At 68.6% G+C, this 24,838-nt stretch carries 25 protein-coding genes and 2 pseudogenes; 9 read left to right on the top strand and 18 right to left on the bottom strand.

Annotated elements, in window-relative coordinates; translation table 11 throughout:
* Positions 1-456 precede the first annotated feature (456 nt).
* The 3 genes from tyrS to ACH438_RS36370 all read right to left on the bottom strand — a co-directional run bounded on the left by tyrS (position 457) and on the right by ACH438_RS36370 (position 3,207).
* Positions 457-1,743, bottom strand: a complete 1,287-nt coding sequence (gene tyrS / locus ACH438_RS36380; protein WP_397013848.1) for a tyrosine--tRNA ligase — start codon at positions 1,741-1,743, stop codon at positions 457-459.
* 246 nt (positions 1,744-1,989) lie between these two features.
* Positions 1,990-2,418 (bottom strand): DoxX family protein, encoded by a 429-nt coding sequence (locus ACH438_RS36375; protein ID WP_397013846.1) that lies wholly within the window; start codon positions 2,416-2,418, stop codon positions 1,990-1,992.
* A 117-nt stretch (positions 2,419-2,535) separates the two neighbouring features.
* Positions 2,536-3,207 (bottom strand): FadR/GntR family transcriptional regulator, encoded by a 672-nt coding sequence (locus ACH438_RS36370; RefSeq protein WP_397013844.1) that lies wholly within the window; start codon positions 3,205-3,207, stop codon positions 2,536-2,538.
* 177 nt (positions 3,208-3,384) lie between these two features.
* On the opposite strand from ACH438_RS36370, the gene ACH438_RS36365 reads away from it, so the two are divergent.
* Positions 3,385-5,070, top strand: coding sequence for a 2-isopropylmalate synthase (locus ACH438_RS36365; protein ID WP_397013842.1), 1,686 nt, complete (start codon positions 3,385-3,387; stop codon positions 5,068-5,070).
* A 25-nt stretch (positions 5,071-5,095) separates the two neighbouring features.
* Here the strand turns inward: ACH438_RS36365 and ACH438_RS36360 are convergent.
* The 6 genes and pseudogenes from ACH438_RS36360 to ACH438_RS36335 form a co-directional block, all read right to left on the bottom strand.
* A pseudogene (locus ACH438_RS36360) lies at positions 5,096-5,536 on the bottom strand (Clp protease N-terminal domain-containing protein); the annotation flags it as partial.
* Positions 5,537-5,623: 87 nt separating this feature from the next.
* Positions 5,624-5,752 (bottom strand): annotated as a pseudogene (locus ACH438_RS36355) (Clp protease N-terminal domain-containing protein); the annotation flags it as partial.
* 68 nt (positions 5,753-5,820) lie between these two features.
* Positions 5,821-6,441: a DNA-3-methyladenine glycosylase gene (locus tag ACH438_RS36350; RefSeq protein WP_397013840.1), complete on the bottom strand. Its 621-nt coding sequence runs from the start codon at positions 6,439-6,441 to the stop codon at positions 5,821-5,823.
* A gap of 30 nt (positions 6,442-6,471) precedes the next feature.
* Positions 6,472-6,804 (bottom strand): DUF3761 domain-containing protein, encoded by a 333-nt coding sequence (locus tag ACH438_RS36345; protein ID WP_397013838.1) that lies wholly within the window; start codon positions 6,802-6,804, stop codon positions 6,472-6,474.
* A gap of 146 nt (positions 6,805-6,950) precedes the next feature.
* The gene (locus ACH438_RS36340; RefSeq protein ID WP_397013836.1) at positions 6,951-7,880 is read right to left on the bottom strand and encodes an RNA polymerase sigma-70 factor; all 930 of its coding nucleotides are present in this window, start codon (positions 7,878-7,880) and stop codon (positions 6,951-6,953) included.
* A 62-nt stretch (positions 7,881-7,942) separates the two neighbouring features.
* Entirely contained in the window at positions 7,943-9,124 is a 1,182-nt protein-coding gene (locus ACH438_RS36335) for an NAD(P)/FAD-dependent oxidoreductase (protein ID WP_397013834.1), read from the bottom strand.
* A 182-nt stretch (positions 9,125-9,306) separates the two neighbouring features.
* Here ACH438_RS36335 and ACH438_RS36330 point away from each other — a divergent pair, with 182 nt between their 5' ends.
* Positions 9,307-10,026: a DsbA family oxidoreductase gene (locus tag ACH438_RS36330; RefSeq protein ID WP_397013832.1), complete on the top strand. Its 720-nt coding sequence runs from the start codon at positions 9,307-9,309 to the stop codon at positions 10,024-10,026.
* A gap of 58 nt (positions 10,027-10,084) precedes the next feature.
* Here ACH438_RS36330 and ACH438_RS36325 read toward each other — a convergent pair whose 3' ends face one another.
* Genes ACH438_RS36325 through ACH438_RS36300 form a run of 6 tightly spaced genes read right to left on the bottom strand, consistent with a single transcriptional unit; the run spans position 10,085 to position 15,118 of the window.
* Entirely contained in the window at positions 10,085-11,299 is a 1,215-nt protein-coding gene (locus ACH438_RS36325) for a low temperature requirement protein A (RefSeq protein ID WP_397013830.1), read from the bottom strand.
* A gap of 25 nt (positions 11,300-11,324) precedes the next feature.
* Complete coding sequence (locus ACH438_RS36320; RefSeq protein ID WP_397013828.1) at positions 11,325-11,834, bottom strand: hypothetical protein; 510 nt, start codon at positions 11,832-11,834, stop codon at positions 11,325-11,327.
* Positions 11,834-13,048: a molybdopterin-dependent oxidoreductase gene (locus ACH438_RS36315; RefSeq protein ID WP_397013826.1), complete on the bottom strand. Its 1,215-nt coding sequence runs from the start codon at positions 13,046-13,048 to the stop codon at positions 11,834-11,836. The genes ACH438_RS36320 and ACH438_RS36315 overlap by 1 nt, the downstream gene beginning before the upstream one ends.
* 17 nt (positions 13,049-13,065) lie before the next feature.
* The gene (locus tag ACH438_RS36310; RefSeq protein WP_397013824.1) at positions 13,066-13,779 is read right to left on the bottom strand and encodes a methyltransferase domain-containing protein; all 714 of its coding nucleotides are present in this window, start codon (positions 13,777-13,779) and stop codon (positions 13,066-13,068) included.
* A complete protein-coding gene (locus tag ACH438_RS36305) occupies positions 13,776-14,456 on the bottom strand; it encodes a DUF2064 domain-containing protein (protein ID WP_397013822.1) in 681 nt (226 codons plus the stop codon). Before ACH438_RS36305 ends, ACH438_RS36310 begins: the two co-directional genes overlap by 4 nt.
* Positions 14,453-15,118, bottom strand: a complete 666-nt coding sequence (locus ACH438_RS36300; protein WP_397013820.1) for a glycosyltransferase family 2 protein — start codon at positions 15,116-15,118, stop codon at positions 14,453-14,455. The genes ACH438_RS36305 and ACH438_RS36300 overlap by 4 nt, the downstream gene beginning before the upstream one ends.
* A gap of 125 nt (positions 15,119-15,243) precedes the next feature.
* On the opposite strand from ACH438_RS36300, the gene ACH438_RS36295 reads away from it, so the two are divergent.
* The 3 genes from ACH438_RS36295 to ACH438_RS36285 are packed head-to-tail and all read left to right on the top strand — an operon-like array spanning position 15,244 to position 18,597.
* Positions 15,244-16,869 (top strand): hypothetical protein, encoded by a 1,626-nt coding sequence (locus ACH438_RS36295; protein WP_397013818.1) that lies wholly within the window; start codon positions 15,244-15,246, stop codon positions 16,867-16,869.
* Positions 16,869-17,573: a response regulator transcription factor gene (locus ACH438_RS36290; RefSeq protein ID WP_397013883.1), complete on the top strand. Its 705-nt coding sequence runs from the start codon at positions 16,869-16,871 to the stop codon at positions 17,571-17,573. The genes ACH438_RS36295 and ACH438_RS36290 overlap by 1 nt, the downstream gene beginning before the upstream one ends.
* Positions 17,563-18,597, top strand: a complete 1,035-nt coding sequence (locus ACH438_RS36285; protein ID WP_397013816.1) for a sensor histidine kinase — start codon at positions 17,563-17,565, stop codon at positions 18,595-18,597. Before ACH438_RS36290 ends, ACH438_RS36285 begins: the two co-directional genes overlap by 11 nt.
* A gap of 334 nt (positions 18,598-18,931) precedes the next feature.
* Here the strand turns inward: ACH438_RS36285 and ACH438_RS36280 are convergent, their stop codons facing one another.
* On the bottom strand, positions 18,932-20,422 hold the full coding sequence (locus ACH438_RS36280; protein WP_397013814.1) for an amidase: 1,491 nt from the start codon (positions 20,420-20,422) through the stop codon (positions 18,932-18,934).
* Between the two features lie 98 nt (positions 20,423-20,520).
* Here ACH438_RS36280 and ACH438_RS36275 point away from each other — a divergent pair, with 98 nt between their 5' ends.
* Entirely contained in the window at positions 20,521-21,138 is a 618-nt protein-coding gene (locus ACH438_RS36275) for a TetR/AcrR family transcriptional regulator (RefSeq protein ID WP_397013812.1), read from the top strand.
* Positions 21,139-21,141: 3 nt separating this feature from the next.
* Here the strand turns inward: ACH438_RS36275 and ACH438_RS36270 are convergent, their stop codons facing one another.
* Positions 21,142-22,200, bottom strand: coding sequence for an NAD-dependent epimerase/dehydratase family protein (locus tag ACH438_RS36270; RefSeq protein ID WP_397013810.1), 1,059 nt, complete (start codon positions 22,198-22,200; stop codon positions 21,142-21,144).
* Positions 22,201-22,496: 296 nt separating this feature from the next.
* Between ACH438_RS36270 and ACH438_RS36265 the strand changes: the two genes are divergently transcribed.
* Genes ACH438_RS36265 through ACH438_RS36255 form a run of 3 tightly spaced genes read left to right on the top strand, consistent with a single transcriptional unit; the run spans position 22,497 to position 24,624 of the window.
* The gene (locus tag ACH438_RS36265; protein WP_397013881.1) at positions 22,497-23,231 is read left to right on the top strand and encodes an ABC transporter ATP-binding protein; all 735 of its coding nucleotides are present in this window, start codon (positions 22,497-22,499) and stop codon (positions 23,229-23,231) included.
* On the top strand, positions 23,228-24,016 hold the full coding sequence (locus tag ACH438_RS36260; protein ID WP_397013808.1) for an ABC transporter permease: 789 nt from the start codon (positions 23,228-23,230) through the stop codon (positions 24,014-24,016). Before ACH438_RS36265 ends, ACH438_RS36260 begins: the two co-directional genes overlap by 4 nt.
* On the top strand, positions 24,013-24,624 hold the full coding sequence (locus ACH438_RS36255; RefSeq protein ID WP_397013806.1) for a TetR family transcriptional regulator: 612 nt from the start codon (positions 24,013-24,015) through the stop codon (positions 24,622-24,624). The genes ACH438_RS36260 and ACH438_RS36255 overlap by 4 nt, the downstream gene beginning before the upstream one ends.
* On the opposite strand, the gene ACH438_RS36250 is transcribed toward ACH438_RS36255, so the two are convergent.
* Positions 24,615-24,836, bottom strand: a complete 222-nt coding sequence (locus ACH438_RS36250) for a Trm112 family protein (protein WP_397013804.1) — start codon at positions 24,834-24,836, stop codon at positions 24,615-24,617. The genes ACH438_RS36255 and ACH438_RS36250 overlap by 10 nt on opposite strands.
* Positions 24,837-24,838 lie beyond the last annotated feature (2 nt).

Genomic DNA, 24,838 nt, shown 5'->3' with positions numbered 1-24,838 from the left:
ACCCTCACACGGGGGGTGAGGAATCGGAACCAAATAAAATATTTGGCACTGACATTCATCGACACACTATTGAGTTCTCAAAGAACACACGCACACGTCAGATCCACCGGATTATTTGATCGGAGGTCCAACGAGGCAACTTTTCCAGCCTAACCGCAAGCCTCGACAGAGTCAAGGACCAGTTTCGATCTGGAGTGTTCGCGCCAGGCGCTCCTCGTCCAACCTCGTTTCCCTGGTCCGAAATCCAGCCGCTGAGCTGGGGGTTTCGGTCCCGGTCGGTGTCCGTGTCGCTCTGACCTGGAATAAGTTACGTGGCGGAAAACGCTGAGTCAAATCCGCTGGTCACCGGCGCGTCTGCGCTGGTCAGGAGGTTGCGGATCGGGGCGATCGACGACCTGGACCACCGGGGTGTGGCCCAGGTCATGACGATCTTGTTCCGCTATCGACCCGGCGCTGCTAGCGATCGCCGGCCCGGCGGACACCCGCGAAGTTCTTCTTGCCGCGACGCAGGACCAGCCAGCGGCCGTGCAGGAAGTCCGCATCGGACGGCGTCCACTCGAGATCGGAGATGCGCTCGTTGTTCACGGCCGCGCCACCCTCATTGACAGCACGCCGGGCGGCACCGCGGCTCTCCGACAGACCGGACGAAACCAGCAGGTCGACAATGGTCGCGTTCGGGTCGGCCGCGGCGACCTTGCCGTCCACCGCGGACTCGGCCAGCGCCGCGGCAAGGGTGGATTCGTCGAGATCGCGGAGTTCACCGCGGCCGAACAGTGCCTGACTGGCCAGCTGCACCGCGGCGGTGTTCGCCTCGCCGTGCACGAGGGTCGTCATCTCTGCGGCCAGGCGACGCTGCGCCTCGCGGGCGTGCGGGCGTTCGGTCGTGGCCTGCTCGAGCTCTTCCAGTTCCTCCCGGGAGAGGAAGGTGAACCAGCGCAGGTAGCGGACCACATCCGCGTCGGCGGTGTTCACGAAGTACTGGTACCAGGCGTACGGGCTGGTCATCTCCGGATCCAGCCAGAGGCTGCCGCCGCCGGTGGACTTACCGAACTTCTTGCCGTCGGCCGAGGTCACCAGGGGGACGGTCAGGGCGTGCACGTGCTCGCCGTCGATGCGGCGGTTGAGTTCCACGCCGGAGATGATGTTGCCCCACTGATCCGAGCCGCCGACCTGCAGGCGGCAGTCGTGCTTGCGGCGCAGCTGCAGGTAGTCGTTGGACTGCAACAGCATGTAGGAGAACTCGGTGTAGGACATGCCGTCGGCCTCGAGGCGTCGCTTCACCGTGTCGCGGGCCAGCATGACATTGATCGAGAAGTGCTTGCCGATGTCCCGCAGGAAGTCGATCGTGCTGAGCGGGCCGGTCCAGTCCATGTTGTTGGCGATGATCGCCGCGTTCGGGGCGTCGTCGAGGTCGACGAAACGCTCCAGCTGGGAGCGGATGCGGCCGGCCCATTCGGCCACGGTGTCGGTGGAGTTCATGGTGCGTTCGCCGACGTCGCGGGGGTCGCCGATGAGTCCGGTTGCGCCACCGGCCAGCACGATCGGGCGGTGGCCGGCGCGCTGGAAGCGCTTCAGCGCCAGCAGGGGAACCAGGTGTCCGGCATGCAGCGACGCGGCGGTCGGGTCGAACCCGGCATAGAGGGTGATCGGGCCCTTCGCGATCTCGGCCCGCAAGGCGTCGAGGTCGGTGGACTGCGCGATCAACCCGCGCCAGGTCAGTTCGTCGATGATGTCGCTGCTCACGCCATCCCATCTTGCCATTCCGCCTCCCCGCGACTTCGGCGCCCGGCTCGGGTGCCGTCACGTGTCCCACATGCGGCCGACGGCGGGGCCGGAAAACCATTTCCCGGTCCCCGGCGAGTTACCCCGAACCTTACGAAATCAGTTGTCGCGGTGGGGTCGAACTCGAGCGCGTTCGGAACACCCCTGCGGACACGACTTTGTCCGCCGCCGATTGTCATCGGCGGCGGACGTGGGGTCGAGCGATTTTCAGCGGTGCACCAGGTCGGTGAAGGTCGAGAAGGAGGCGCGGCGCTCGTAGGCGATCCAGGTGAAGACGCCGACCAGGATCAGGGGGAAGAGGGCCAGGGCCGGGGAGCCGAGGACGAAGGCCTGGGTGGCGGCGGCGAAGATCATGGTGATGGACATGCCGGCCGCGGCGGGGGCGTTGAGGCGGGGTACCAGCAGGCCGATGCCGCCGGAGATCTCGACCAGTCCGGTGAAGTAGCGGAACCATTCGCCCCAGCCGATGGCGTGGAAGGTGCGCAGGGCGTCGGCCTGACCGAAGAGCTTGGGGCCGCCCGAGGCGATGATGAAGAAGAGGGCCAGCACGATCTGCACGGTCCACAGGACGCGGTTGCGGATCTTGGCGGGGTGGGCTGCGGCGAGGGTCTGCGGGGCGGCGGCGATGGCGGTCATGTCGAAAGTCCTTCCGGGGCATGCTGATTCGGTGTCTTGTGTTCGTTCTCGAACGCGCTCAACCATTCAGACGGAGGTCGTCGCGAGAACTCATCGCTCGCCCGGAAAGTTTTTCGATCAACCGTCGAAGGCCGCCTTCAGTGAGTTCAGGTGGACGCGGCTGGCGGTGGCGGCGGCCTCGGGATTGCGGGCGCGGACGGCGTCGTAGAGGACTTCGTGCGCATCGTGGTCGGCGTGCTTGTCGAGCGTGGGGCGGATGCGCAGCATGTCGATCATGGCGTGCCGCGAGCGCGGGACGAAGGCGTTGAACATCTCGATGAGGATGTCGTTGTGCGCGGCCGCGACCACCGTGCGATGGAAGGCGGTGTCGGCGTCGACCAGTGCTTCCACCGCATCGCCGGCCTCGGCGCGGGCGGCCAGGGCGCGCAGCATGTTTCGCAGGTCGGCGGGGGTGCGGCGGCGGGCGGCGAGGGCGGCGCCCTCGGCTTCGATGGCGATGCGGGCCTCGATGACGGTGAGGATGTCGGCGCGGCGCAGCACGGTGTCCCAGTCCTCGGTGACGTCGAGGGCGGTGAGGAAAACGCCTGCGCCCTGCCTGCTTTCGAGGACGCCGCGGCCGGCGAGTTCGCGGATGGCCTCGCGCAGGGTGGAGCGGCCGACGCCGAGCTGGGCGGCGAGAGTGGTTTCGCCGGGCAGTTTGTGGCCCAGTTCCCACTCCCCCGAGCGAATGCGGGTGAGTAGCACCTCGGCCGCCTGGGCGGCGAGCGGATGCCTCTGGACCTGCGCCATGTTTGCTCGACCTCTCTACTTGTCTGAGGAGTTGTTTCCCTCTAGTCTAGGCCACATGGGACAAGGCGTGCTGCTTCTCCTTCGCTGCCGCAGCGGGGCCTGATCGACCGGCTCCCCGCTCGCGGGTAGCTGTGCTGCGCCGGTCAACACTTCCGAAGCGAAAGAGCACAGCAGCCGATGTCTTCTCCTGTTTCCCCCTTCGACTGGAATCCCCAGCAGCCCTCGCGCATGCCGTCGCAGCGGTATCGCGATGTGTACCAGCGTGTTTCGGTGCCGTTGACCGAACGGCAGTGGCCGGCGAACCGGATCACCACCGCGCCCCTGTGGGTGCCGGTGGATCTGCGGGACGGCAATCAGGCCCTGGCCGAGCCCATGGACCCGGACCGCAAGCGGCGGTTCTTCGACATGCTGGTGGCCATGGGCTACAAGGAAATCGAGGTCGGGTATCCCAGCGCTTCGCAGACCGACTTCGATTTCGTGCGGCTGATCGGCACGGAACGGCTGGCGCCGCAGGATGTCACGATCGTGGTGTTCACGCCGGCGCGGCGGGATCTGATCGAGCGGACCGTCGAATCCATTCGCGGCATCCCCAATAACGTGGTCATCCACATGTACACGGCCACCGCGCCGATCTGGCGGGAGCTGGTGCTGGGTTCCTCGGCCGAGCAGGTCGCCGAGCTGATCACCGCCGGTGGGCGCGACATCCTGGAACTGGCGGGCGAGATGCCGAATGTGCGGTTCCAGTTCTCGCCCGAGGTGTTCATGCTGACCGAGCCCGATTTCGTCCTGGACGTGTGCGATCGCATGACCACGCTGTGGGATGCCACGCCGGAGCGGCCGGTCACGCTGAACCTGCCCGCCACCGTCGAGGTCGCGACCCCGAATGTGTACGCGGATCAGATCGAATACATGCACCGGAACCTGGCGCGGCGGGACAGCGTGGTGCTGTCGGTGCATCCGCACAATGACCGCGGCACCGGCGTCGCGTGTGCGGAGCTGGCGGTATTGGCCGGCGCGCAGCGGGTGGAGGGGTGCGTGTTCGGCAACGGTGAGCGCACCGGGAACGTGGATCTGGCGACGCTGGCCTTGAATCTGCATGCGCAGGGCGTGGATCCGATGGTCGACTTCTCCGATATCGACGAGATCCGCCGGACCGTGGAGTACTGCACGCGACTGCCGCTGCCCGAACGGCATCCGTACGCGGGAGACCTGGTGTATACGGCGTTTTCGGGTACGCATCAGGACGCGATCAAGAAGGGGTTCGCGGCGCATCGGGCCCGGGCCGCGCAACTGGGCGTTCCGGAGCGCGAAATCACCTGGGAGGTACCGTATCTGCCGATCGATCCGGCCGATGTCGGGCGTTCCTACGATGCGGTGATCCGCGTGAATTCACAGTCCGGCAAGGGCGGGATCGCCTATCTGCTGCAGGAGGAGTACGGGCTGGAATTGCCGCGGCGACTGCAGATCGATTTCGCGCGGCATGTGCAGCGGCACACCGATCGGACCGGGACCGAGGTGACGGCTGCGATGCTCTGGTCGCTGTTCACAGAGGTGTACGCGCCGGATTCCGGGCCGATCACGGTGCGGGACTTGGGTATCCGCGACGAGGCAGCCGTCGAGGATGTGGTGCGGGCGCTGGCCGAACGCGGGTACGCCATCGAGATTCTGAGCATCACCCGCCAGACCGCCGACACTCACCGGACAGCCGACCGCGCAAGAGCAGCAGCCGCGTACTTGGAATACCGCACTGGACAAGGCGTGGCCTGGGCATTCGGCAGCCACGAATCCGCCTCCGGCGCAGCGGCTGCGGCCGTCGTCGCAGCGGGCAACCGGCTGTGGAAGGCCGCGCCGGTACGGGTGTGAGCCCGACCCGCCGCAGTACCGCAGGTCAGGCGGAGGTTTCTCCGGGGTCTTTGGCGGCGGCGTCGAGGCGGCGTTCGATGTCGGCGATCCGCTCTTCCAGGCCGGTGAGGTCACGGAGAGTGTCGGCCGGATCGGAGCCGGGGACGGCAGCGAGGCGGCGTTCGATTCGCCAGACGCGCTGTTCCAACGCGGCGAGGCGGCGGCGCAGCGGGGGTTCAGGTGAGGGCGGCGGGGGTGCGTAGGCGCCGGCGGGGAGGACGAGGGCCAGGGTCCGGGCTCTCGTCTCCTCTTCGTCGACGCCGATGGCGATCAGGATCTGCGAGCCGAGTCCATCGTGTTCGGACATGAGGGCCAGCAGGAGGTGTTCGGTGCCGATGTAGCTGTGCCCCAATTGCAGTGCCTCGCGCAGGGACATTTCGAGCACGTGTTTGGCGCGCGGGGTGAACGGGATATGCCCGCCGGGCGCCTCTTCCGCGATCTCGCCCACCGCCAGCCGTACTCGTTCGCGGGCGTCGGCCAGATCGACCTGGCCGGCCAGTCCCTTCGCGCCCACCGGATCGTCGCCGTGTACCAGGCCGAGCAGGAGGTGTTCGGTCCCGATCCAGTTGTGCCCGAGCAGGCGGGCTTCCTCCTGGGACAGGACGATGACCCGGCGAGCGGTGTCGGTGAAGCGTTCGAACATGGCAACCCCCATGGCAGGCAATCCGCTTCCTACCCACGGTAGCCCTTTCCCGGTGACGCGCAGGGGTGTTACGCGGGGCGTTCCAGGCGTGGGGCGCGCGGGCTGCGGCGATACGCCGATACCGCAGGCGATTCCGTGAGCCACAAGCGCCACGGGCGGTCCGCGGCGAGGCTGACGCCGACGCGCGGCCCGGCGGAGATCGCCGATTCCGGAGTGAGCGGTCCGAGTTCCAGCCGGATCTTCGATTCGGGTTCGAAGAGCCGAATTCCATAGTCGTCCAAGGTGATTCCGAGTGCGCTGCCCACATTGCCGGGCCCGCGGGCGAGGTCGGCGTCGGTGCGCGCGGCGGGTCGGCGGGTGCGCGCGAGGTCGAGGCCCGCGGTGATCTCGCCGGCGCGGATCAGCACCGCGCTGGCGATGCCGTCCGGGCCGGTGGTGACGTTCACGCAGGTGTGCATGCCGTAGCTGAAGTAGACGTACAACACTCCGGGTGGCCCGTACATGACCGCGTTCCGCGGTGTCCGCCCACGACCGGAGTGCGCGGCCGGGTCATGCCAGGGCCCGGCCGGGTCTCCCCCGTACGCTTCGACCTCGACGATCCGCATGGCGACCGTCCCGGACCACAGCGTCGCGCCGAGCAGTCGGCGGGCGGCGGCCAGGGGTTCCACGGCCAGCTCTTCGGCACTCACGAGATCCCATTGTCCCGGAACGCGGTCGCGCTAGAGCCATTGGGCGACGCCACCGTGGCCGGAGCAGGTGCCGGTGTGGTGGCGGCTGAAGCTGTAGGCGCCGTCGCGGCACTGGGCGGTCGCGCCGTCGGGCGGGGTGGGGGCCTGTTCGGGGCGGGGTACGCAGTCGCCGTCGACGTTCTGGTATTCGCTTGCCGCGCAGGAGGCGGCGTGCAGGATCGGGGCCGCGGTGGCCGGGGCGGCGGCGAATCCGGTGGCGCCGAGCACCAAGGCGAACAACGCCGGGAGCAGTCTGCGCAGTAGTGCGTTCCTGGTAGCGCCGGGTAGCGAATTTCCGGTGTGCCGACCGTGTCCACTATTCAATGTCGAATCCCATACAGCAGAGCGATTTCCGGTGGTGCGAACTCGATTCCCCCGGATTGAACCGGGAAAAGCTAACACTGCCATCGGTGTTCGCCCGGGCCGTCGCGGCGAGTTGTCACGGGGCGTCGGTCGGGTGGCGCGGGGCGTCATTCCGCTAGGGGGTGCGGGGTGGCTGGTGGGGATTGTGGGGTGGGTTGCAGGGCGGTGACTTTGTCCGGGTTGACCTGGAAGCGGATGTTTTCGATGTGGTTGTTGCGGATGTCGTAGGTGAGGGCGCCTACGCGGTAGTCGCCGAGGATGGCTAGGAGGCTGAGTTCGCCGTTGACCATGGCGGATTCGAGGCGGATGCCGGCGGAGACCGGTTTGGTCATGACGCCGAGGAGCCAGCGGGCGACGTGGTCGGGGCCGTAGAGGGGGCGGCGGGCGGCGGTGACCTTGCCGCCGCCGTCGTTCCAGAGGGTGACGTCGGGGGCGAGGATTTCCATGAGCGCGTTGAGATCTCCGCCCTGGGCGGCGGCCATGAACTTGGCGGTGATCTCGGTGCGGGCGGCGGTGTCGGTGTCGAAGCGGGGGCGGCGGGATTGGACGTGGTTGCGGGCGCGGTGCGAGATCTGGCGGATGGTGGTCTCGGGTTTGTCCAGGAATCCGGCGATCTCGGCGTGCGAGTAGCCGAAGACCTCACGCAGTACGAAGACCGCGCGTTCGGCCGGGTTCAAGGTTTCGAGAACCACGAGCATTGCGGTCGACACGGTGTCCGCCATTTCTGTTTCCTCGGCGGCGTCGGCCGCGGTCAGCAAGGGTTCGGGCAGCCACGGGCCCACATAGCTCTCGCGGGTGACGCGAGCGGAGGTGAGCCGGTTGAGGGCGAGATTGGTGACGGTGCGCACCAGGTACGCCTTCGGGTGCTGGACCGAATCATGGTCCACCTCATGCCATTTGATCCAGGCGTCCTGCAGGATGTCCTCGGCGTCGGTGACCGTCCCGAGCATCTGGTATGCGGTGGCGAACAGCAGCCTGCGGTGCTCGGCGAAGGGGTCGATCGGCGATTCGGTCTTACGGTCCTGCATGGAGCTCATACCTACAGAGTGTTGCGGGTGCGGGCGAGCGGCGCGCCGGAACCCGGCGCGCCGTGTTCGCATCATGCGGTCGCCCGGGTGGCGCGGCCACCGTTCGAGAACTTGACCGGCGGTGCCATATGGCGGTGCATCTTGAAGCTCGGCCACGGGCTGGCGCTGACGCTCTCCTTGTAGAAGACGGCGGCGCGACCCTTCAGGTACCAGCGGCGCGGGGTGTCGTCGGCATTGGTGAACTGGATGACGGCGTCCTTGCGGCCCAGGCTGACCGGCTGGTGGATGTATCCGAAGCGGAAGGGCCCGAAGGTCTTTCCGCGCAACTGCCGGGCCAGGGTGTCGGCGGCGTATCCGGCCGAGGCCATCCCGCTCTGGCAGGTGCCGTGCAGTTCACCCCAGGGCTGCCGGATGACGGCCGCGTCGCCGACGGCGAGGATCTCGGGGTGCGAGACCGAGCGCAGGGTGGGGTCGGTGACGATCATGCCGCGGGCGTCGACCTCGATGCCCGACTCGGCGGCCAGCTGCGGCACCTTCACACCCGTGGTCCACAGCGTCAGGTCGGCGGGCACGAGCTCACCGGTGCCCAGGCGCACGGCGTCGGGCAGCACCTTGGCGACCTTCACGCCGATCTTGCGGGTGATGCCGAGGCGGTCGAACGCCTTGTTCAGGTGCGCGCGGGCCTTGTCGCCCATCATCCAGCCGGGCTCCTGGGCGCTGATCAGGGTGACGTTCAGGCCGGGGTGCGACTCGGCGACCTCAGTGGCGGCTTCGATGCCGGTCAGTCCGCCGCCGACGACGGTCACGGTGCCACCGGCCGTCGCGATCTCGGTGAGGCGCTGCGAGAACCGATGTGCCGCACGCGGATCGTTGAGAGTCCAGGCGTGTTGGGTGGCGCCCGCGACACGGCCGGTGTCGGTGGCGCTGCCGAGGGCGTAGACAAGGGTGTCGTAGGTCAGGATGTCGCCGTCGCCGAGGGTGACGGTGCGATTCTCCGGATCGATGGCAGTGGCTGCGGCGCAATGGAATTCGACGCCCGCGCCGGCCATTGTCGCGGGAATGTCGAAGTGGCCCAGTTCCTGTCCGGCGGCGACCTGGTGCATGCGCAGCCGTTCGGTGAAGCGGTTCGACGGGTTCACCAGAGTGATGTGAACATCCTGATTGCGGGTGCGGCGGGCGAGGCGGACAGCGGTGAGCATTCCGGTGTAGCCGGCGCCGAGGATGACGATCCGATGGGCGGTGGTGGCGTTCATGACGGTCTCCGTGGGTGTGGGTTCCTTGTCGGTCGGCTATGGGACAGGGCAGCCCCCGCAAACGTGACAACTCCGCGGCTATGACCTGGATCACTGCGGAACATTCGGTCGCTTCTCGCGGTTGGGATTGGGGTGGCCGGGTCTCCGGCCTGCGGAAACAGCGTCGTGGAGTGTGAGGTGTGATGGCCGTACAGGTCGAAATTTGGACAGACATCAACTGCCCGTTCTGCTATTTGGGCAAGCGGCGGTTCGAGGAGGCCCTCGCGGCGTTCCCGCACCGCGACGGCGTGCAGGTGGTGCATCGGTCCTTCGAACTGGATCCGACGCTGCCGCGGGACCACAGCGATGCCGTGGTGCCGCACATCGCGGAGAAGTACGGCATCAGCGAGGCGCAGGCCGCCGCCAACGAGCGCGGTATCGGCGCACAGGCCGAGGCGATGGGGCTCACCTATCGGATCGAGGGCCGTGACTTCGGAAGCAGCTTCGATATGCACCGGCTGCTGCACTACGCCTTGGCGCAGGGCCGGCAGGAAGCGCTGCTGGATGCGCTGTACGCGGCCAACTTCGCCGAGGACGCGCCGCTGTTCGGGGATACCGACCGGCTGGTGCAGGTCGCGGGCGGTGCGGGCTTCGACGAGACGGAAGTCCGTGCGGTGCTGAACGATCCGGAGGCCTATGCCGACGCGGTCCGCGCCGACGAGGCCGAGGCGGCACGACTCGGGGCGCGTGGCGTGCCGTTCTTCGTACTGGATCGCAAGTACGGGGTGTCGGGCGCGCAGCCGGCGGAGGTGTTCGCGCAGGCGCTGCAGCAGGCGTGGAGCGATCAGGAACCGGAACTGCAGATCGTGGCGGAAGCCGACACCTGCGGACCGGACGGATGCGCTCTGCCCGAACGGAATTGAGCTTCGACGCATAAGCAGGCCCGCCGGCTACTACCGGCGGGCCTGTTTTGTGCGGGGACTACTGATTCCCGGGGACGTGCGAGCCCAGTACCCGGCGGCCGAACGGGGTGACGCGCGGGATGTACGTGCTGCGATCCCCGGAGCTGATGCCCATCAGATCGTCGGCGATCACGAAGGCATAGGCCACCACGACCAGCACGATCAGCTGTCCCCATGCGACCCAGGCGGTACCGATCAGCGTGGTCGGCAAGACGCATACCGCGGCGAGCAACCGGTTCCAGGCACGCGGCAGGCCGAGAGCGAGCCGAAATGCGGACTGGCCCAGGAAGAACACGGCCACGCCGCCCGAAAGAGCCAGGGCCGCGGCCTTACTGGCGGGCTGAGTACCGTGCGCGATCGTCATGGAGATACCCGCGGCGGTCAGGATGATGCCCACGAGCACGACGTAGAGCGAATAACCGTAGGCGTTGACCGCTCCCCGCAGCCGGGCGCGCGCGGACAAGGCGGCCAGGGCATGTTCGCCGCGCTCGTCGTCGAATCCGAAGTAGGCCCACCACAGCACATATCCGAGCGTGAGGCCCACCGCGACCGTCGCGACCAATCCGACGGTCAGATCCATATCGGTCAGCCCCGCACCGATGGCGACCACGGATTCGCCGATCGCGATGATGACGACCAGCCCGTGGCGTTCACAGAAGTGGCTGGTGCGGATGACGAATCCGTCCGGGTTACTCAGATACGGCGACAGGATCTGCACCAGAATGGCCAGCCCCCACAGCAGTCCGCGCAGCCAGCCGTCGGCGATGCCGCCGCTCAGCACGAGTACCGCGGACAGGACATTGAGCGGTCCGATGCGCAGCATGGCGGCCGCCGCCGACTTCCCGCCCGCCGTCACGAACATTGCCGTGTGCACGGCGGTGACCAGCACATAGCCGAGGCCGAAGGCGAGCCCGCTACCGGTGAAGGCGTGCGGGATGGCGATCGAGATGACGAAGAAACCGAACATGCCGATCAGCAGGAAGGTGCGCCGCGAACTGCTGTTCGGCGCGACCTCGTTGGTCAGGTACACGTACCCGCTGTACATCCACCAGATGATGGCGAACATCAATGCCACCTGGCCGAGCTCCTGCCAGCCGGGGTGATGGATGAACGCGTGGGTCAACTGCGTGATGGTGAAGACGAACACCAGGTCGAAAAACAGTTCCAGAGTGGACGCGCGAACCTGGCCGCCTTCGGCTTGATCCTCGTTCACGCCGGGAATATCACTGGTCACGCCCAGAGCGTAGGGCCGTGACCGGTCATTCGCGCTGCTGCCCGGACGGTTCGGCGGGTTGCGGCGGGGCCGGGGGCACCTCGGGCGGGACCGGAGGCACCTTGGGCGGAGCCGTCGCGACCGGGCGAGCTGCGACCCGGTGCGGGCGAGTCATGAACAGGTAGACGGCGACGGCCACCCAGACGGTGAGCAGCGAAAGGGCCAGGCCGGCTGGGTAATTGCGGTCGAGGATGGTGTGGTTGCCGGGAACCGCGTTCGCGCGGCCCAGCACCGGGACCGCGAGGAGCAGCAGGCTGAGGGTGCAGATCGCGCCGATGGCGGAAGCTTTCCACCAGCGGGCCGGGAGCAGGTGGTGTCCCAGTAGACCGACCACCGCGGCGGCGGGGCCGTAGATCAGGTTCTCGGCGAGGATGCCGCCGATGAACCAGGTCGCAATGGATTTCAGGTCGGTGGTGTTCATCTGCAGCAGCAGGTCGATGCCGTACGCGGCGAAGCCGATGCCGCTGAGGGCCAGGAGGATTCGGAAGACCGTCATCACAGCTCCTCGATGGATTTCAGCCATTTGGTCTGCAGGACGCCGGGCCGGTTGGGGGCGATGAGGCGGCAGGGGTAGCCGTGGTCGAGGGTCAGGTCCTCGCCGTTGAGGCGCAGGGCGATCAGGGTGGAGGCATCCGTGGCGCAGGAGTGCGGGAGCACCGAGGACCCGTAGATGCCGGTGGTTTCGAGCGAGACGAAACGCACGTCGCCGCCACGGTATTCACCGACGGCCGACAGCAGATCACGCAGGCGGACTCCGGACCAGTGGCCTTGGGCGCTCCAGCCCTCGACGCAGGCGATGGGCAGCGCGCTGTCGGATTGCGGCAGGGCTTCGAGTTCGGCGCGGGAGAAGCCGCGTCGCTGTCCGCCGACTCGCACCATCAGGGCGTACTGCGGTGACCGCGCGGTCTCGGTGACCGCAGCCGCGGCAGCGGTCCGGTTGATCGGAACTCCTTGCGGCCCATGGCCGCTGCGTGGCGCGAGGACCGAGACCCAGCGCAGGAACGGCACCGACTGACCGGCGACGGCGAGTCCGGCGACCACGGTGCCGGCGCCGGCGGCCGCGAGCATCGCACGCCGGGAGAGGCCCGGCGGCCGGGTAGCACTGGGCGGCAAGGCATCTCGTGGCTCGGCAGCATCGGCAGCGGCTTCGGCAGGCTTCGGGTCACGTGACAATACGTTGCGAACCACCGGGATCTTCACCGCGACATGCACGATGACCGCGCCGACCGCGACATACGCCATGGCGTGATGGGTGGTGGTGAAGAAGAACTTCCACGGGTAGAACTGCGCGGTATTGAACAGGCCCGTGACGATCTGGAACAGGATCGCGCCGATCAGCACCGCCACCGACAGTCGTTCCAGGACGCGCGGCAGCGCCTCACGCGGCCGGATCGGTTCCTTCAGGAAGAACCGCGGGTACACCGACCAGAACTTCACCAGCAGCAGCGGAATCATCATGACGCCGACGGTCACGTGCACGCCCTGCGTGACCCGGTACAGCCACACCGGATGCGCGGGCCACCAGAACCATCCGGGCGGATGCTGGATCAGGTGGCTGATCATGCCCGTCACGAACAGGATCAGCACGCCGACCCCGAGCGCCATCCCCGACCAGGCGGCGACGGTGGTCGAGCGCGCCGGACTGATCCGCTCGGTCAGCACACCGGGGAGCAGCGATTCCTGTTCCTGTTCCGGTTCCCGTCGTTTCATGAGCGAGCCGACCCGGTTCATGACCGCGCCAGCCAGGCGATGGGGCGTTCCGAAACGGTCGCCGTGGTGAGTACGCGCAGACCTGCCGGGGCGGCAACGGATTCGGCGCGTTCGACGCCCACCCGGGCCCAGGGGAACCACTCCCCCACGCGGGTCGAGCATTCCAGCCGGATCCGATCCACCGTGACACCCGTTCCCGCGCGCGCGAATTCGACGATCGCGACACCGTCCGGTGCGAGCAGTTCCCGGGTCCGCCGCAGCAGCCGCACCGGATCGCCGCCGATGCCGAGATTCCCGTCCGCGAGAATGGCGTAGGCCCAGCGCCCGGCTCCCGGCATCCGCCCGAACAGGTCCCGGTGCAGCGCGGGCGCGCCCCGGAACCTGGTCATGGCGACCGCCATGGGCGACACATCCACGCCGAGCGCGGCCACGCCGTGCCGCAGCAGGCGTGTGGTCAATCGTCCCGGCCCGCATCCGAGGTCGACGGTCGGGCCGTCACAGCAGCAGGTCAGCACATGATCGACATGCTCGTCCTCGGGTGTGTCCGCGCCGAGCCATCGCGAGACGCGCATGGGCCGCCGCGATCCGTCCCCTCCCCGGATCCAGCAGTCACCGCCGACGAGCGCCCGCGCGTACAGATCGGGGGCGCCGGTCGGCCCCCGGCCGTGCGGCCGCAGCCCGGCGGGCACCCAGCGCCGCTCGGCGGAAAGGGTCGGGGGTCGGCGATTCATAGCAGCACTTCCGCGGGGGTGAAGAGGTGAGGACGGGCGGCGGCGGTGAAGCGGCCGTCGGATTGCGCGGCGACGGTGAGGACGTCGGCATAGGTGTCGACGTCGGTGAGGGTGGGGAGGGTGTGGACGCGAAGACCGGTCTGGCGCAAGGCCTTCCGGGTCAGGCGGCCGGTGTCCGGGGTGGACATGGGGACGCTACAGAGGACGCGGGCGGGTTCCGGTCCGGGGAGGCCGAGCGCCCACCAGCCGCCGTCGGCGGCCGGGCCGAGGACGGCCTCGCCGGTGTCGAGGAGTTGCGCGGCGGAGGCCGCCAGCAGGGCCGGGCCGGCTTGGGGTGTGTCCATGCCGATCTGGAGGACGGGTAGCCCGAAGCGGGCGGCGTCGGCGTGAGCATTGGCGAGCCGCTCGGCGAAATCCTCACCGCGCTGCGGAAATACCTCGAAATGCTTTAGCGCCGAGGCTATTTCAGCGGAGTTCTCGGCCCGATCGAGGTCGCCGACCCAGGCGACGGCGCAGTGCTGAGCACCGGCCTCACGCATGGCGTCCAGGGTGTCCAGCAAGGCCGCGGCAGCCAGGCGGGCGGCGTCGGTGGGACTGAAGGGTGGGGTGAGGCGGGTCTTGGCGAAGCCCGCGATGGGGGCCTTGGCGATGACGAGGAGGGTGACGGGCAGGTTCATCGGACGCTCCAGAAGTCGCGTGCGGCGCGGACGGTGCCGCGGACGGAGCCCGAAACCTTGGATACGCCATGGGTCCTCGGGCGGTAGGTGATGTCGCGTTCGACCAGCCGCCAGCCGGAGCGGGCGGCGGCGATGAGCAGTTCGAGGGGGTAGCCGGACCGCGGGTGCAGCGGGCCGAGGGCGAGCAGGCGCTGGCGGCGCACCACCCGCATGGCGGCCACGTCGTGCACGGGCAGCCCGTAGCGGCGGCGCAGGCGCGCGGCCACCAGGTGATTGCCCAGGCGCGCATGCCAGGGCCAGGCGGCGACGTGTTCGGGGCGGCGGCGGCCCACCACCATGTCCACGCCGGGGCCGAGTTCGGCGACCAGGGCGGGCAATTCGCCGGGATCCATGGATCCGTCGCCGTCCAGGACGGCCACGATGGAGGTGCTCGCGGCGTGAATGCCCGTTTGCACCGCGCTGCCGTAGCCGGGGACCGGTTCGGCGACCACGGCGGCGCCGGCGGAGCGGGCCACATCGGCGGTGCCGTCGGCGGAGCCGTTGTCCACCACGATGACTCGATATCCGTCGGGGATTGCCGCGAGTACGCCGGGTAGGGCGCCGGCTTCGTCGCGGCAGGGGATCACGACGGTCACACCCGATTGCTCGTTGCTTGGGGTCACGCAGATGACCGTAGGCCCGCGAGGCCCGATCGGACCCGAAGACACCGATGACGAAAGTATGACGAGACCTGTACGGATGCCCGATATCCAGGGATCCGGGGGTGACGGCGGCCTAGGGTGAGGGCGTGCCGAAAGCTCCCGTGACCCTTGATCTGCCCGGTCGGCCACGCCGGGCAGATGTGTTGTGTGCGGCAGGCGCAGCCCTGCTGGTGGCCGCAGCGTTCCTGATACCGCTATTCATGGGCAAACGATGGCGGGACCACCTGTACGCGGGCGCCGCGCCGATCTTCGGCGATTGGCTGCCGCATATCGGGTGGGGCACAGGCCCGGCCATCGCGATCGCCCTAGGCGTCGTGGCCTACGGGCCGACCGCCGCGGCACGCCTGCCCTGGCGACGGCTGCTGCTCGTCACCTGGCTGACCGCGCTGGCGTGGGCCTTCGCACTGGCCATGGTGGACGGGTGGCAGCGCGGCTTCGCCGGACGGCTAACCACCCGCGACGAATACCTGCACGAGGTGGGCGGCGTGCAGGATATCGGCGCCATGCTGCGCGGATTCTCCGGCCGCATTCTGGATTTCCAGCCGGATTCGTGGACCACGCACGTGTCGGGGCATCCGCCGGGCGCGTTGCTGGTGTTCGTGCTGATGGACCGGATCGGGCTCGGCGGCGGCGCGTGGGCAGCGGTGCTGTGCACGGTGGTGGGTACCAGCGCAGCGGCCGCGGTCATGGTCGCGCTGCGGGCCCTCGGCTCCGAGCGGAATGCCCGCGCCGCAGCGCCTTTCCTGGCCCTGGCTCCCGCGGTGATCTGGATAGCGGTCTCCGCCGACGCGCTCTTCGCGGGCGTGAGTGCCTGGGCGATAGCTCTGCTCGCCCTCGCGACCCGGCAACACACCGGGTGGATCGCGGTTTCCGCATTGTCCGGCTCGGCCTTCGGCTTCGCCCTGTACCTCAACTACGGCCTGGTCCTGATTGCCGTTCCCGCGCTGGCGGTCCTGATCGCCCGCTCCCTGCGCCCCGCGCTGCCCGTGGCCCTCGGCATGCTGATCGTGGTCGGCGCTTTCACCGCATCGGGATTCTGGTGGCTCGACGGCTATCACCTTGTGGTGCAACGCTATTACCAAGGCATCGCCAGCGAACGCCCCTACTCCTACTGGGTGTGGGGAAATCTCGCCGCCACGATCTGCGCCCTCGGCCTGGCTCCGCTCGCCGCCGCGCACCGCGTAGCCGGCGGCCTGCACCTACCCGCCTTGTGGCGGGCATCGCGCCAGGTCGCCGACCTTCCCGAGCCGACGCGACCAGAGGGCGGTGCGAGAGCCCTTGTCTCACAGGGGATATCCGCGAGCCCCGCGGCGCACGGCGGCGCGACCGCCGGATCGGGCCACACCGATTCCGGCACGACCGCCCGAACTTCGAGCGGCGCCGGCGGTTCCGGTGCGGTGGCGCCGGAGTTCGGCTCCCGTACCGCGGCCATGGCTGCCCCCGGGCTCAAGGCTCGGCTGGAAGCGGGCTTCGCCGGGTGGCGGACGGCGGTAACGCCCGCGGCCCTGGTGGCCGGAGCGGCCGCGACCGCTGTCCTGCTGGCGGATCTGAGCGGGTTGAGCAAGGCTGAGACGGAGCGGATCTGGTTGCCGTTCGATGTGTGGATGCTGGCGGGGGCGGCCTTGCTGCCGCGGCGGGATGTTCGGGTGTGGCTGGCGGTGCAGGCGGTGGGGGCGCTGCTCGTCAATCACTTCATACTGACGAATTGGTGATGGTGATGCGGATTCTGGTGGCGGACGACGACCCCGTGGTGCGGGAAGTGGTGCGGCGGTACCTCGAACGCGACGGGCTGACGGTGATCGAGACCTCGGACGGGCCGTCGACGGCGGCGGTGCTGGCACGCAACGAGATCGACCTGGCCGTGCTGGATGTGATGATGCCGCCACCGGACGGGATCGATCTGACCCGCGCGGTGCGGTCCGGGCCGCATCCGGATATGCCGATCATCCTGCTCACCGCCCTCGGTGAGGAGGACGACCGGGTGATCGGATTGCAGGCCGGGGCCGACGATTACGTGACCAAGCCGTTCAGTCCGCGCGAGCTGGCCTTGCGCGTCGCGTCGGTGCTGCGGCGCGCGCATCCCGCGCCCGCGGTGGACGAAGTGCTGCGCGGCGATCAAGTGGAGCTGCGCCGCGGGTCCCGGACGGTGCTCGCCGCCGGGAAACCGGTGGAGCTCACCGCCCGCGAATTCGATCTGCTCGCTTTCCTGCTCGCCAATCAGCAACGCGTGTACAGCCGCAGCGAACTGCTGTCGGAGGTGTGGGGCTGGTCCTTCGGAGACCTGTCCACGGTCACCGTGCACATCAAACGCCTGCGCGCGAAACTGGGCGCCGCACATCGCATCGAGACGGTGTGGGGTCGCGGATACGCTTGGGGCCGGGCCGATTCCACCGAGGAGGCCAACGGTGCCGACTGATACCCCGTCCCTCATCGGCTATGCGCTGGCGGGTTCGCTGCCGGTGGTGGTGATCGGCGCGCTCCTGTTGCGCTACACCAGGAATCGCACCATGACCACGAGTATGGCTGTGCTGGTGCTGATTCCGACGCTGGCCACCCTGGCGGGCGTGGTGGCGGTGAGCGGGCTCATGTTCACGCACGACTTCATGCGCACCGCAGTGGTTCTCGCGGTGGTGACCGCGGTGACGGTGCCGGCGGCCATCCTGCTCGGGCGGGAACAGGCGCGGGCCATGGTGTGGGAGCGGGAGATGCTCGAACAGGAAAGGGCGGCCGAACGGTCGCGGCGGGAACTGGTGGCGTGGGTCAGCCACGACCTGCGCACCCCGCTGGCGGGTATTCGCGCCATGGGTGAGGCCCTGCAGGACGGGGTCGTGGCGGGTCCGATCGATGTGGCGCGGTACGCGGATCGCATTGTGCGCGAGACGAATCGGCTCTCGGCCATGGTGGACGACCTGTTCGAGATGTCGAAGATCAATGCCGGTGCGCTGCGCCTGCAGATGGAACCGGTGGATCTGCGCGAACTCATCGACGAGGTACTGGCGGCGAATCAGCCCACCGCGGAGAAGGCGCACATCAAACTGTCCGCGCGACAGCCCGACGACCGCATCGTGGTGGCGGGCAGTGATCGCGCGCTGGGCCGGGTGCTCACGAATCTGGTGGCCAACGCGATCGCGCACACTCCCCCGGGCGGCCGCATCGATATCTCCGCGGGCGCCGAGGACGGGCACGCCTGGACCCGAGTGGACGACACCGGGCCCGGGATCTCCGAGGCCGACCTGCCCCGCATCTTCGAGGTCGCCTATCGCGGCAGTACCGCGCGCTCGCCCGGCGCCGACGGGCTGGGCAGCAGCAGTGGCATGGGTTTGGCCATCGCCGCTGGTCTGGTGGCCGCGCACAGTGGCGATATCAGCGCCCGCAATCGGGAGGACGGCGCCAGTTTCGAGGTCCGGCTGCCGTTGCTCGGCGCCAATGGGGAGACGTGATCGCCCCGTTCTCCTGACCGACCAGTAACGCCAACTCGCAGACCGGATGTGCCATCTGCCGCCGCGATGGTGGTGGTGCGCCTGCCATGACGCGACACTCGTTGGGACCGACTGAGATTCAATTGATTCGATGCCGGTCTGCTCCGGGCGCCGTGGGGCGTGCCGTGGTTGCGTCTACCAAGGATGCTCCGTGGGTGTGGCTATCTCAGACTCCAGCCGCCTCCGCGGGCGCCGGCCGAAGCGTGGCACGGGGCGTCGGATACGTGCACGACGCCCGGAGCACTGGACGGCCCGGAAGCCCCGCAGCTTCCGGGCCGTTGCCCGTTCTCGCCGATCAGGCCTTCGGCTCGGGCGGGTGCTTGTCGAACCAGGGTTGCGCGGTCTCCAGTTCGGCCGCCAGTTGCAGCAGCAGGTATTCCGAACCCGTAGGGCCCACGAACTGGGTGCCCAGCGGCAGGCCCGAGGCGGTCCAGTGGGTGGGGACACTCATGGCGGGACGGCCGGTGATATTGGCGAGCTGGGTGAACGGGACCGCGGCGAGGTTGGCGGTCACCAGGTTGCGGTAGAAGTCGGTGCGGGCCAGGACTTTTCCGGCGCCGATCCGGAGCAGCGGCGGGAGCAGGGTTTCCGCCGGTGCGGGAGTGCGGTTCTGGCCGATGCGCAGGGGCGGTTCCGCGAGGGTGGGGGTCAGCAGCAGGTCGTGACCGGCGTGGAAGTCGGCGAGGGCGCGAGTGTAGGTGTTCCAGCGGGCATGGGCCGCCATGAGTTCGGGGGCCGGGACGCCGCGGCCGACGGCGGCCAGCACCTGGGTGTCGATATCGAAATCGGACGGCGAGGCGTGGCCCACGCGGCAGGCCTGCTCGAGTTCGGCGGCGGCCGAGGCGGTCCACACGGTCATGAAATCGAAGGCGAGCTGGCGGCCGTCGATATCCAGGGTGATGGGTTCGACTGTGTGACCGAGACTTTCGAGGAGAGCCGCGACCTGTTCGACGGCGCGCACGGCCTCCGGGTCGACGGGCGTGCCCTGCGGTGCGGCATGCGTGAAGCCGATGCGCAGGCGCCGGGGCGGTTCGGTGACGGCATCGCGGTACGGGCGATCGGGGCGGGGCACCGCGTATGGGGCGCCCGGGTCGGGCGGGCTGAGCACGTCGAGCATGGCCGCCGTATCGCGGACGCTGCGGGACAGCACGCCCTCGCTCACCGCGCCGAAGAGCGGATCGCCGAAGACCGGACCGCTGGGCACGACACCGCGGCCGGGCTTGAGACCGAACAAACCGTTGCAGCCGGCGGGAATTCGGATCGAGCCGCCGCCGTCGCTGGCGCCGGCCATGGGAACGACGCCCGCGGCGACGGCCGCGCCGGAACCGCCGGACGAACCGCCCGGGGTGCGGTCGGTGTTCCACGGATTGCGGGTGGCGCCGAAGGTCCGGGTCTCGGTGATGGCCTTGCTGCCGAATTCGGGGGTGGTGGTCTTGCCGAAGACGACGAGGCCGGCATCCAGCCAGCGCTGTACGACGATGCTGTTGCGGGTGGCGCGCACCTTGCGCAGGGGTCCGGTGCCGCCGGAGGTCGGGTAGCCGGCGTAGTCCTGGCCGAGGTCCTTGATCAGGAACGGGACCCCCGCGAAGGGGCCGGTGAGGTCGGCGCGCTGCGCGAGTTCCTTACCGTTCTGTTCCATGAGCAGGCTGATCGCGTTCAGCGAGGGATCGACCTGCGCGGTGCGGTCGAGTGCGAGTTGCAGCAGCTCGGTGGGGTGCACGTCGCCCTTCGCGACGAGTTCCGCCAGGCCGACCGCGTCGTACGCGCGGTATTCGTCGTACCTCATATCGTCTCCTCACTCGCCGGCGCGCTGTCCCGCCGCACTTCCCGAGAATAGCCGTACCAGTCGGTTACGTAACCGTTTGGAACGGTAATATCTCGCACATGCGGGCTCCAGAAGCGGAAACCAGGATCGACGGCCGGACCTTGCGCTTCCAGCATCGCCGGCCGGAACTACTCGCCGCCGCCACCGAATACGTGCTCGACAATGGGGTGCGGGAGCTGTCGCTGCGACCGGCAGCGCGAGCGCTCGGGGTCAGTCACGCGACGCTGATCAGGCATTTCGCGACCAAGGAAGCGTTGATCGCCGAGGTGCTCGAGCATATTCGCGCCGACTTCGAGGAGCGGCTGCTCAGCGAGGAACTGCGCGCGGTGGACTCGCCCGCGGAACTACTGCACGCGGCGTGGCAGCATCTCTGCCGGCCGCGGGAGCAACGACAGTTCCTGGTGTTGTTCGAACTGGTCGCCACGGCCGCGCGCACACCGGATCACCCGGTGTCGGCGCTCGTCACGGACTGGCTGACCGTCATCGAACGGGAACTGCTGCGGTATCACTGGCCCGCCGAAACCGTTTCCCGGACAGCGACATTCATTCTCGCGCAGGTGCGGGGCCTGCAGCTGGATCTGATCACCACCGGGGATCGGGAGCGGGTGGATGAGGCGTTCGCGGCGACCGTGGAATTCCTCATGCGCGAACGCGTTTCGGTGGACGGTGGGGCCTGAGGGTCAGCGCCAGGTGGGTGCTCCCGCCGCAGCGGTGGCGCGCAAGGGTGCGGTGGCGAATTCCGTCAGACCTCGTTCCGGGGTGATGGCGGCGGTGAAACCCAGTGCGCGCCTGGCCCGTTGGGGGCTGGCGACGATGTGGCGGACGTCGCCGGAACGGTAGTCGCCGGTCACGACCGGTGGCTTGCCATTGCGTGCGGTGGCGAGCACGGTGGCCACTTCCGCGATCGTGATCGGGTGGCCCGAGGCGATATTCAGCGGGGTGAATGCGCCGAGCGGGCGTTCGATGGCCGCGAGATTGGCCGCGGCGATGTCGTGGACGTGGATGAAATCGCGGGTCTGGCCGCCGTCTTCGAATACCCGGGGTGATTCGCCCGCCTCGAGCGATGAACGGAAGATGGCGGCCACGCCGGAATACGGTGTGTCCCTGGGCATATCGGGGCCGTAGACATTGTGGTATCGCAACGCGGTCACGGTGCCGCCGGTGGCCGCGGACCAGGCCGACGCGTAATGCTCCTGTGCCGCTTTGGCCGCGGCGTAGAGGCTGCGCGGGCGCAGTGGGGCGTCCTCGTCGATGGGGGCCCAGGTGAGGGGCTCGCCCGAGGGTGCGTAGTTGTCGAAGAGGCCGTGGTCGAGGTCGGCGGGGATGCGCGGGCCCGGGGCGACTTCCGTGCCGTCGGCGGTGATGTACCGGCCTTCGCCGTAGACGACCATGGACGAAGCCAGGACGAGGTGCCGGACCTGTGCCCGATCCATGGCGGCGAGCAGGACGGCGGTGCCGAGGTCGTTGTGGCTGGCGTAGGCGGGGGCGTCCTGGGCGCTGACGCCGGCGCCGACCACGGCCGCCTGGTGGCAGACCACGTCGATGCCGGTCAGGCGGGCGTCGAGGGCTTCCGGGTGGCGGACGTCGACGCGGTCCACGCCGGCCGGGGGCTCCGCGTCGGGGCCGTGGGCGGCGGGCAGCATGAGGTCGAGGGCGGTCACCTCGTGGCCCGCGTCCAGTAGCGTGCGGTGGATGTGCGAGCCGATGAATCCGGCTGCGCCGGTGAGCAATACGCGCATATACGGCCTCCTTGGCGGCGAAGATCCCGCTCGGCCGGCGAGCGCTCGGCGGGTCCGGGTACTCCGGCGATTCTCGGCGGTCCGCGGCGTCAATACTGGCCGACTGGCCGATTCGGCCGGGTTTGTCACGGTTTCGTCAGACAGATCCGGACAAACATGCCTTAATGCGCATATTCCCATGTACATATGGGCGAAGGCGCTACCGATCTCCGGCGTGGCGGGTCTTGCCTCCTCCGGCGTCCGGGCGCACAATTCATCACGTAGTGAATTCAACACTCGATGAATTGAGGGTGACCGTGACGGCGCCGACCACTGCCCCGCCCGCCATCGCCATCGCGCACCTCGAAGTGCGGCGCGGCGGGCATCAGGTACTCCAGGACATTTCGCTGACCGTTCCGCGCGGCAGCATCACCGGGCTGCTCGGGCCGTCCGGTTGCGGCAAGACCACGCTCATGCGCAGCATCGTGGGCACGCAGATCATCGAAAAGGGCACGGTGACCGTGCTCGACGAGGAAGCCGGGTCGAAGGGGCTGCGGCAGCGGGTCGGGTATGTGACCCAGGCGCCCAGCATCTACGACGATCTCACCGTCACCGAGAACGTCTCGTATTTCGGTGCGCTGTACGGGGCTTCGGCCGCGGAGGTCGAGACCGCGCTGGCGGCGGTCGGGCTCGGCGCTTACGCGCGGCAGCGCGGCAATCAGCTCTCCGGCGGGCAGCGGACCCGGGTGTCGCTGGCCTGTGCGCTGGTGGCCGATCCGGAACTGCTGGTGCTGGACGAACCGACCGTCGGGCTGGATCCGGTGCTGCGCGCGGATCTGTGGGAGCAGTTCCACGCGCTCGCGAAACAAGGCCGCACGCTGCTGGTTTCGAGTCACGTCATGGACGAGGCCGAGCACTGCGACGAACTGCTGCTCATGCGGGAGGGGCGGCTGCTGGCCCAGCTCTCCCCCGCCGAACTGCGTTCCGATACCGGCGAATCCAGCCTGGAGAACGCGTTCCTCAAGCTCATCCGGATGGGAGAAGAGTTGTGACCGCCACCCTTTCGCGGCCGGCCGGGCCGCAGCCGCTGCGCTGCTACACCGCCACCACGCTCCGGATCCTGCGGCAGCTGCGCACCGATCGGCGCACCATCGCCATGATTCTCGTGGTGCCCGCGGCGCTGATGGCGCTGCTCTACTTCGTGTACAAGAACTATCCGGAATTCCCGGGCCAGCCGCGGCTGTTCGACCGGATCGGCATCACCATGCTCGGCATCCTGCCGTTCGTGGTCATGTTCCTGATCACCGCGATCGCCATGCAGCGCGAACGGGTTTCGGGCACCTTGGAACGGCTCATGACCACGCCCATCGCCAAACTGGATCTGCTGGCCGGGTATGCGAGCGCGTTCTCGGTCGCCGCCGCGGCGCAAGCCGCGGTCGCCTGCCTGGTGGCCTTCTGGCTCCTCGGACTGAATTCGGCGGGCAGCCCGGCCTTGGTGGTACTCATCGCAATCCTCGACGCGGTACTCGGCGTAGCCCTGGGCCTGCTGGCAAGTGCTTTCGCGCGCACCGAGTTTCAAGCCGTACAGTTCATGCCCGTGATCGTGTTGCCGCAATTCTTCCTCTGCGGATTGCTGGTCCCGCGCGGCCAGCTCCCCGGCTGGCTGGAAGCCATCAGCAACGTCCTCCCCCTCAGCTACGCGGTCGATGCCCTGCAACAGGTCTCGACCCACACCGGCGCCACCGCCCTGATGTGGCGAGACCTCGCCGTAGTAGCCGCCTTCGCCGCCGTAGCCCTCATCCTCGGCGCCGCAACCCTACGGCGGCGCACCGCGTGACCTCCGGCAACACCGCCCGCAGCGGCCGCCGCCCCGGCAACTCCGGCACCCGGGAGGCAATCCTCCAAGCCGCCCGGGTGCGGTTCGCCGAAGTGGGCTTCGACAAGGCCTCGATCCGTTCCATCGCCATCGCCGCCGGCGTGGATCCTGCTCTGGTACACCACTACTTCGGCACAAAGGCCGAATTGCTGGCCGCCGCGCTCCAACTCCCCATCGACCCGCGAATAGTCCTGGCACAGCTGGCCACAGTCCCGGCGGACAACCTCGGCGAGGCCTTGGTCCGCGCGGTCGTAGGCGTGTGGGACTCCCCCCTGGGCGTACAAGCCATCGCGGCCTTCCGATCGGTCCTTGGCACCGCCGACCCGGCCCTGGCCCGCACCTTCATCCTCGACATAGTCCTCAAGGAAATCCAGCCCAGAGTCGACACACCCCCCGGCACCGGCGCAAAACGCTCGGTCCTGGCCGCCTCCCAACTGGCCGGAATCCTGGTGGCGCGCAAGATAGTGCAGATAGAACCCATCGCCTCCATGCCCCTCGAAGAGCTGGTAGCGCTGGTGGGTCCCACCCTCCAGCGCTACTTCACCGGCGACCTACCCGATCAGGGCTGAGTGAGGAAGTAGGTGTGTTCTGCTTCGGGGACGTCTCGGGCTTCGTCCACCAGGAGGACGGGGATGCCGTTGTCTATGGGGTAGGCGCGGTGGAGGCGGGGGTTGTAGAGGGTTTGGGTGCCGGATTCGGTGTGGACGAGGGTCAGGGGGCCTTTGTCCTGGGGGCAGGCGAGGAGGGTGAGGAGGGTGGCGTCCAAGGTTTCGTCCGACATGG

Origin of the sequence: Nocardia sp. NPDC020380 (assembly GCF_044386975.1) — a bacterium.
GTDB lineage: Bacteria > Actinomycetota > Actinomycetes > Mycobacteriales > Mycobacteriaceae > Nocardia.
This window is presented reverse-complemented; position numbering and strand designations above follow the sequence as displayed.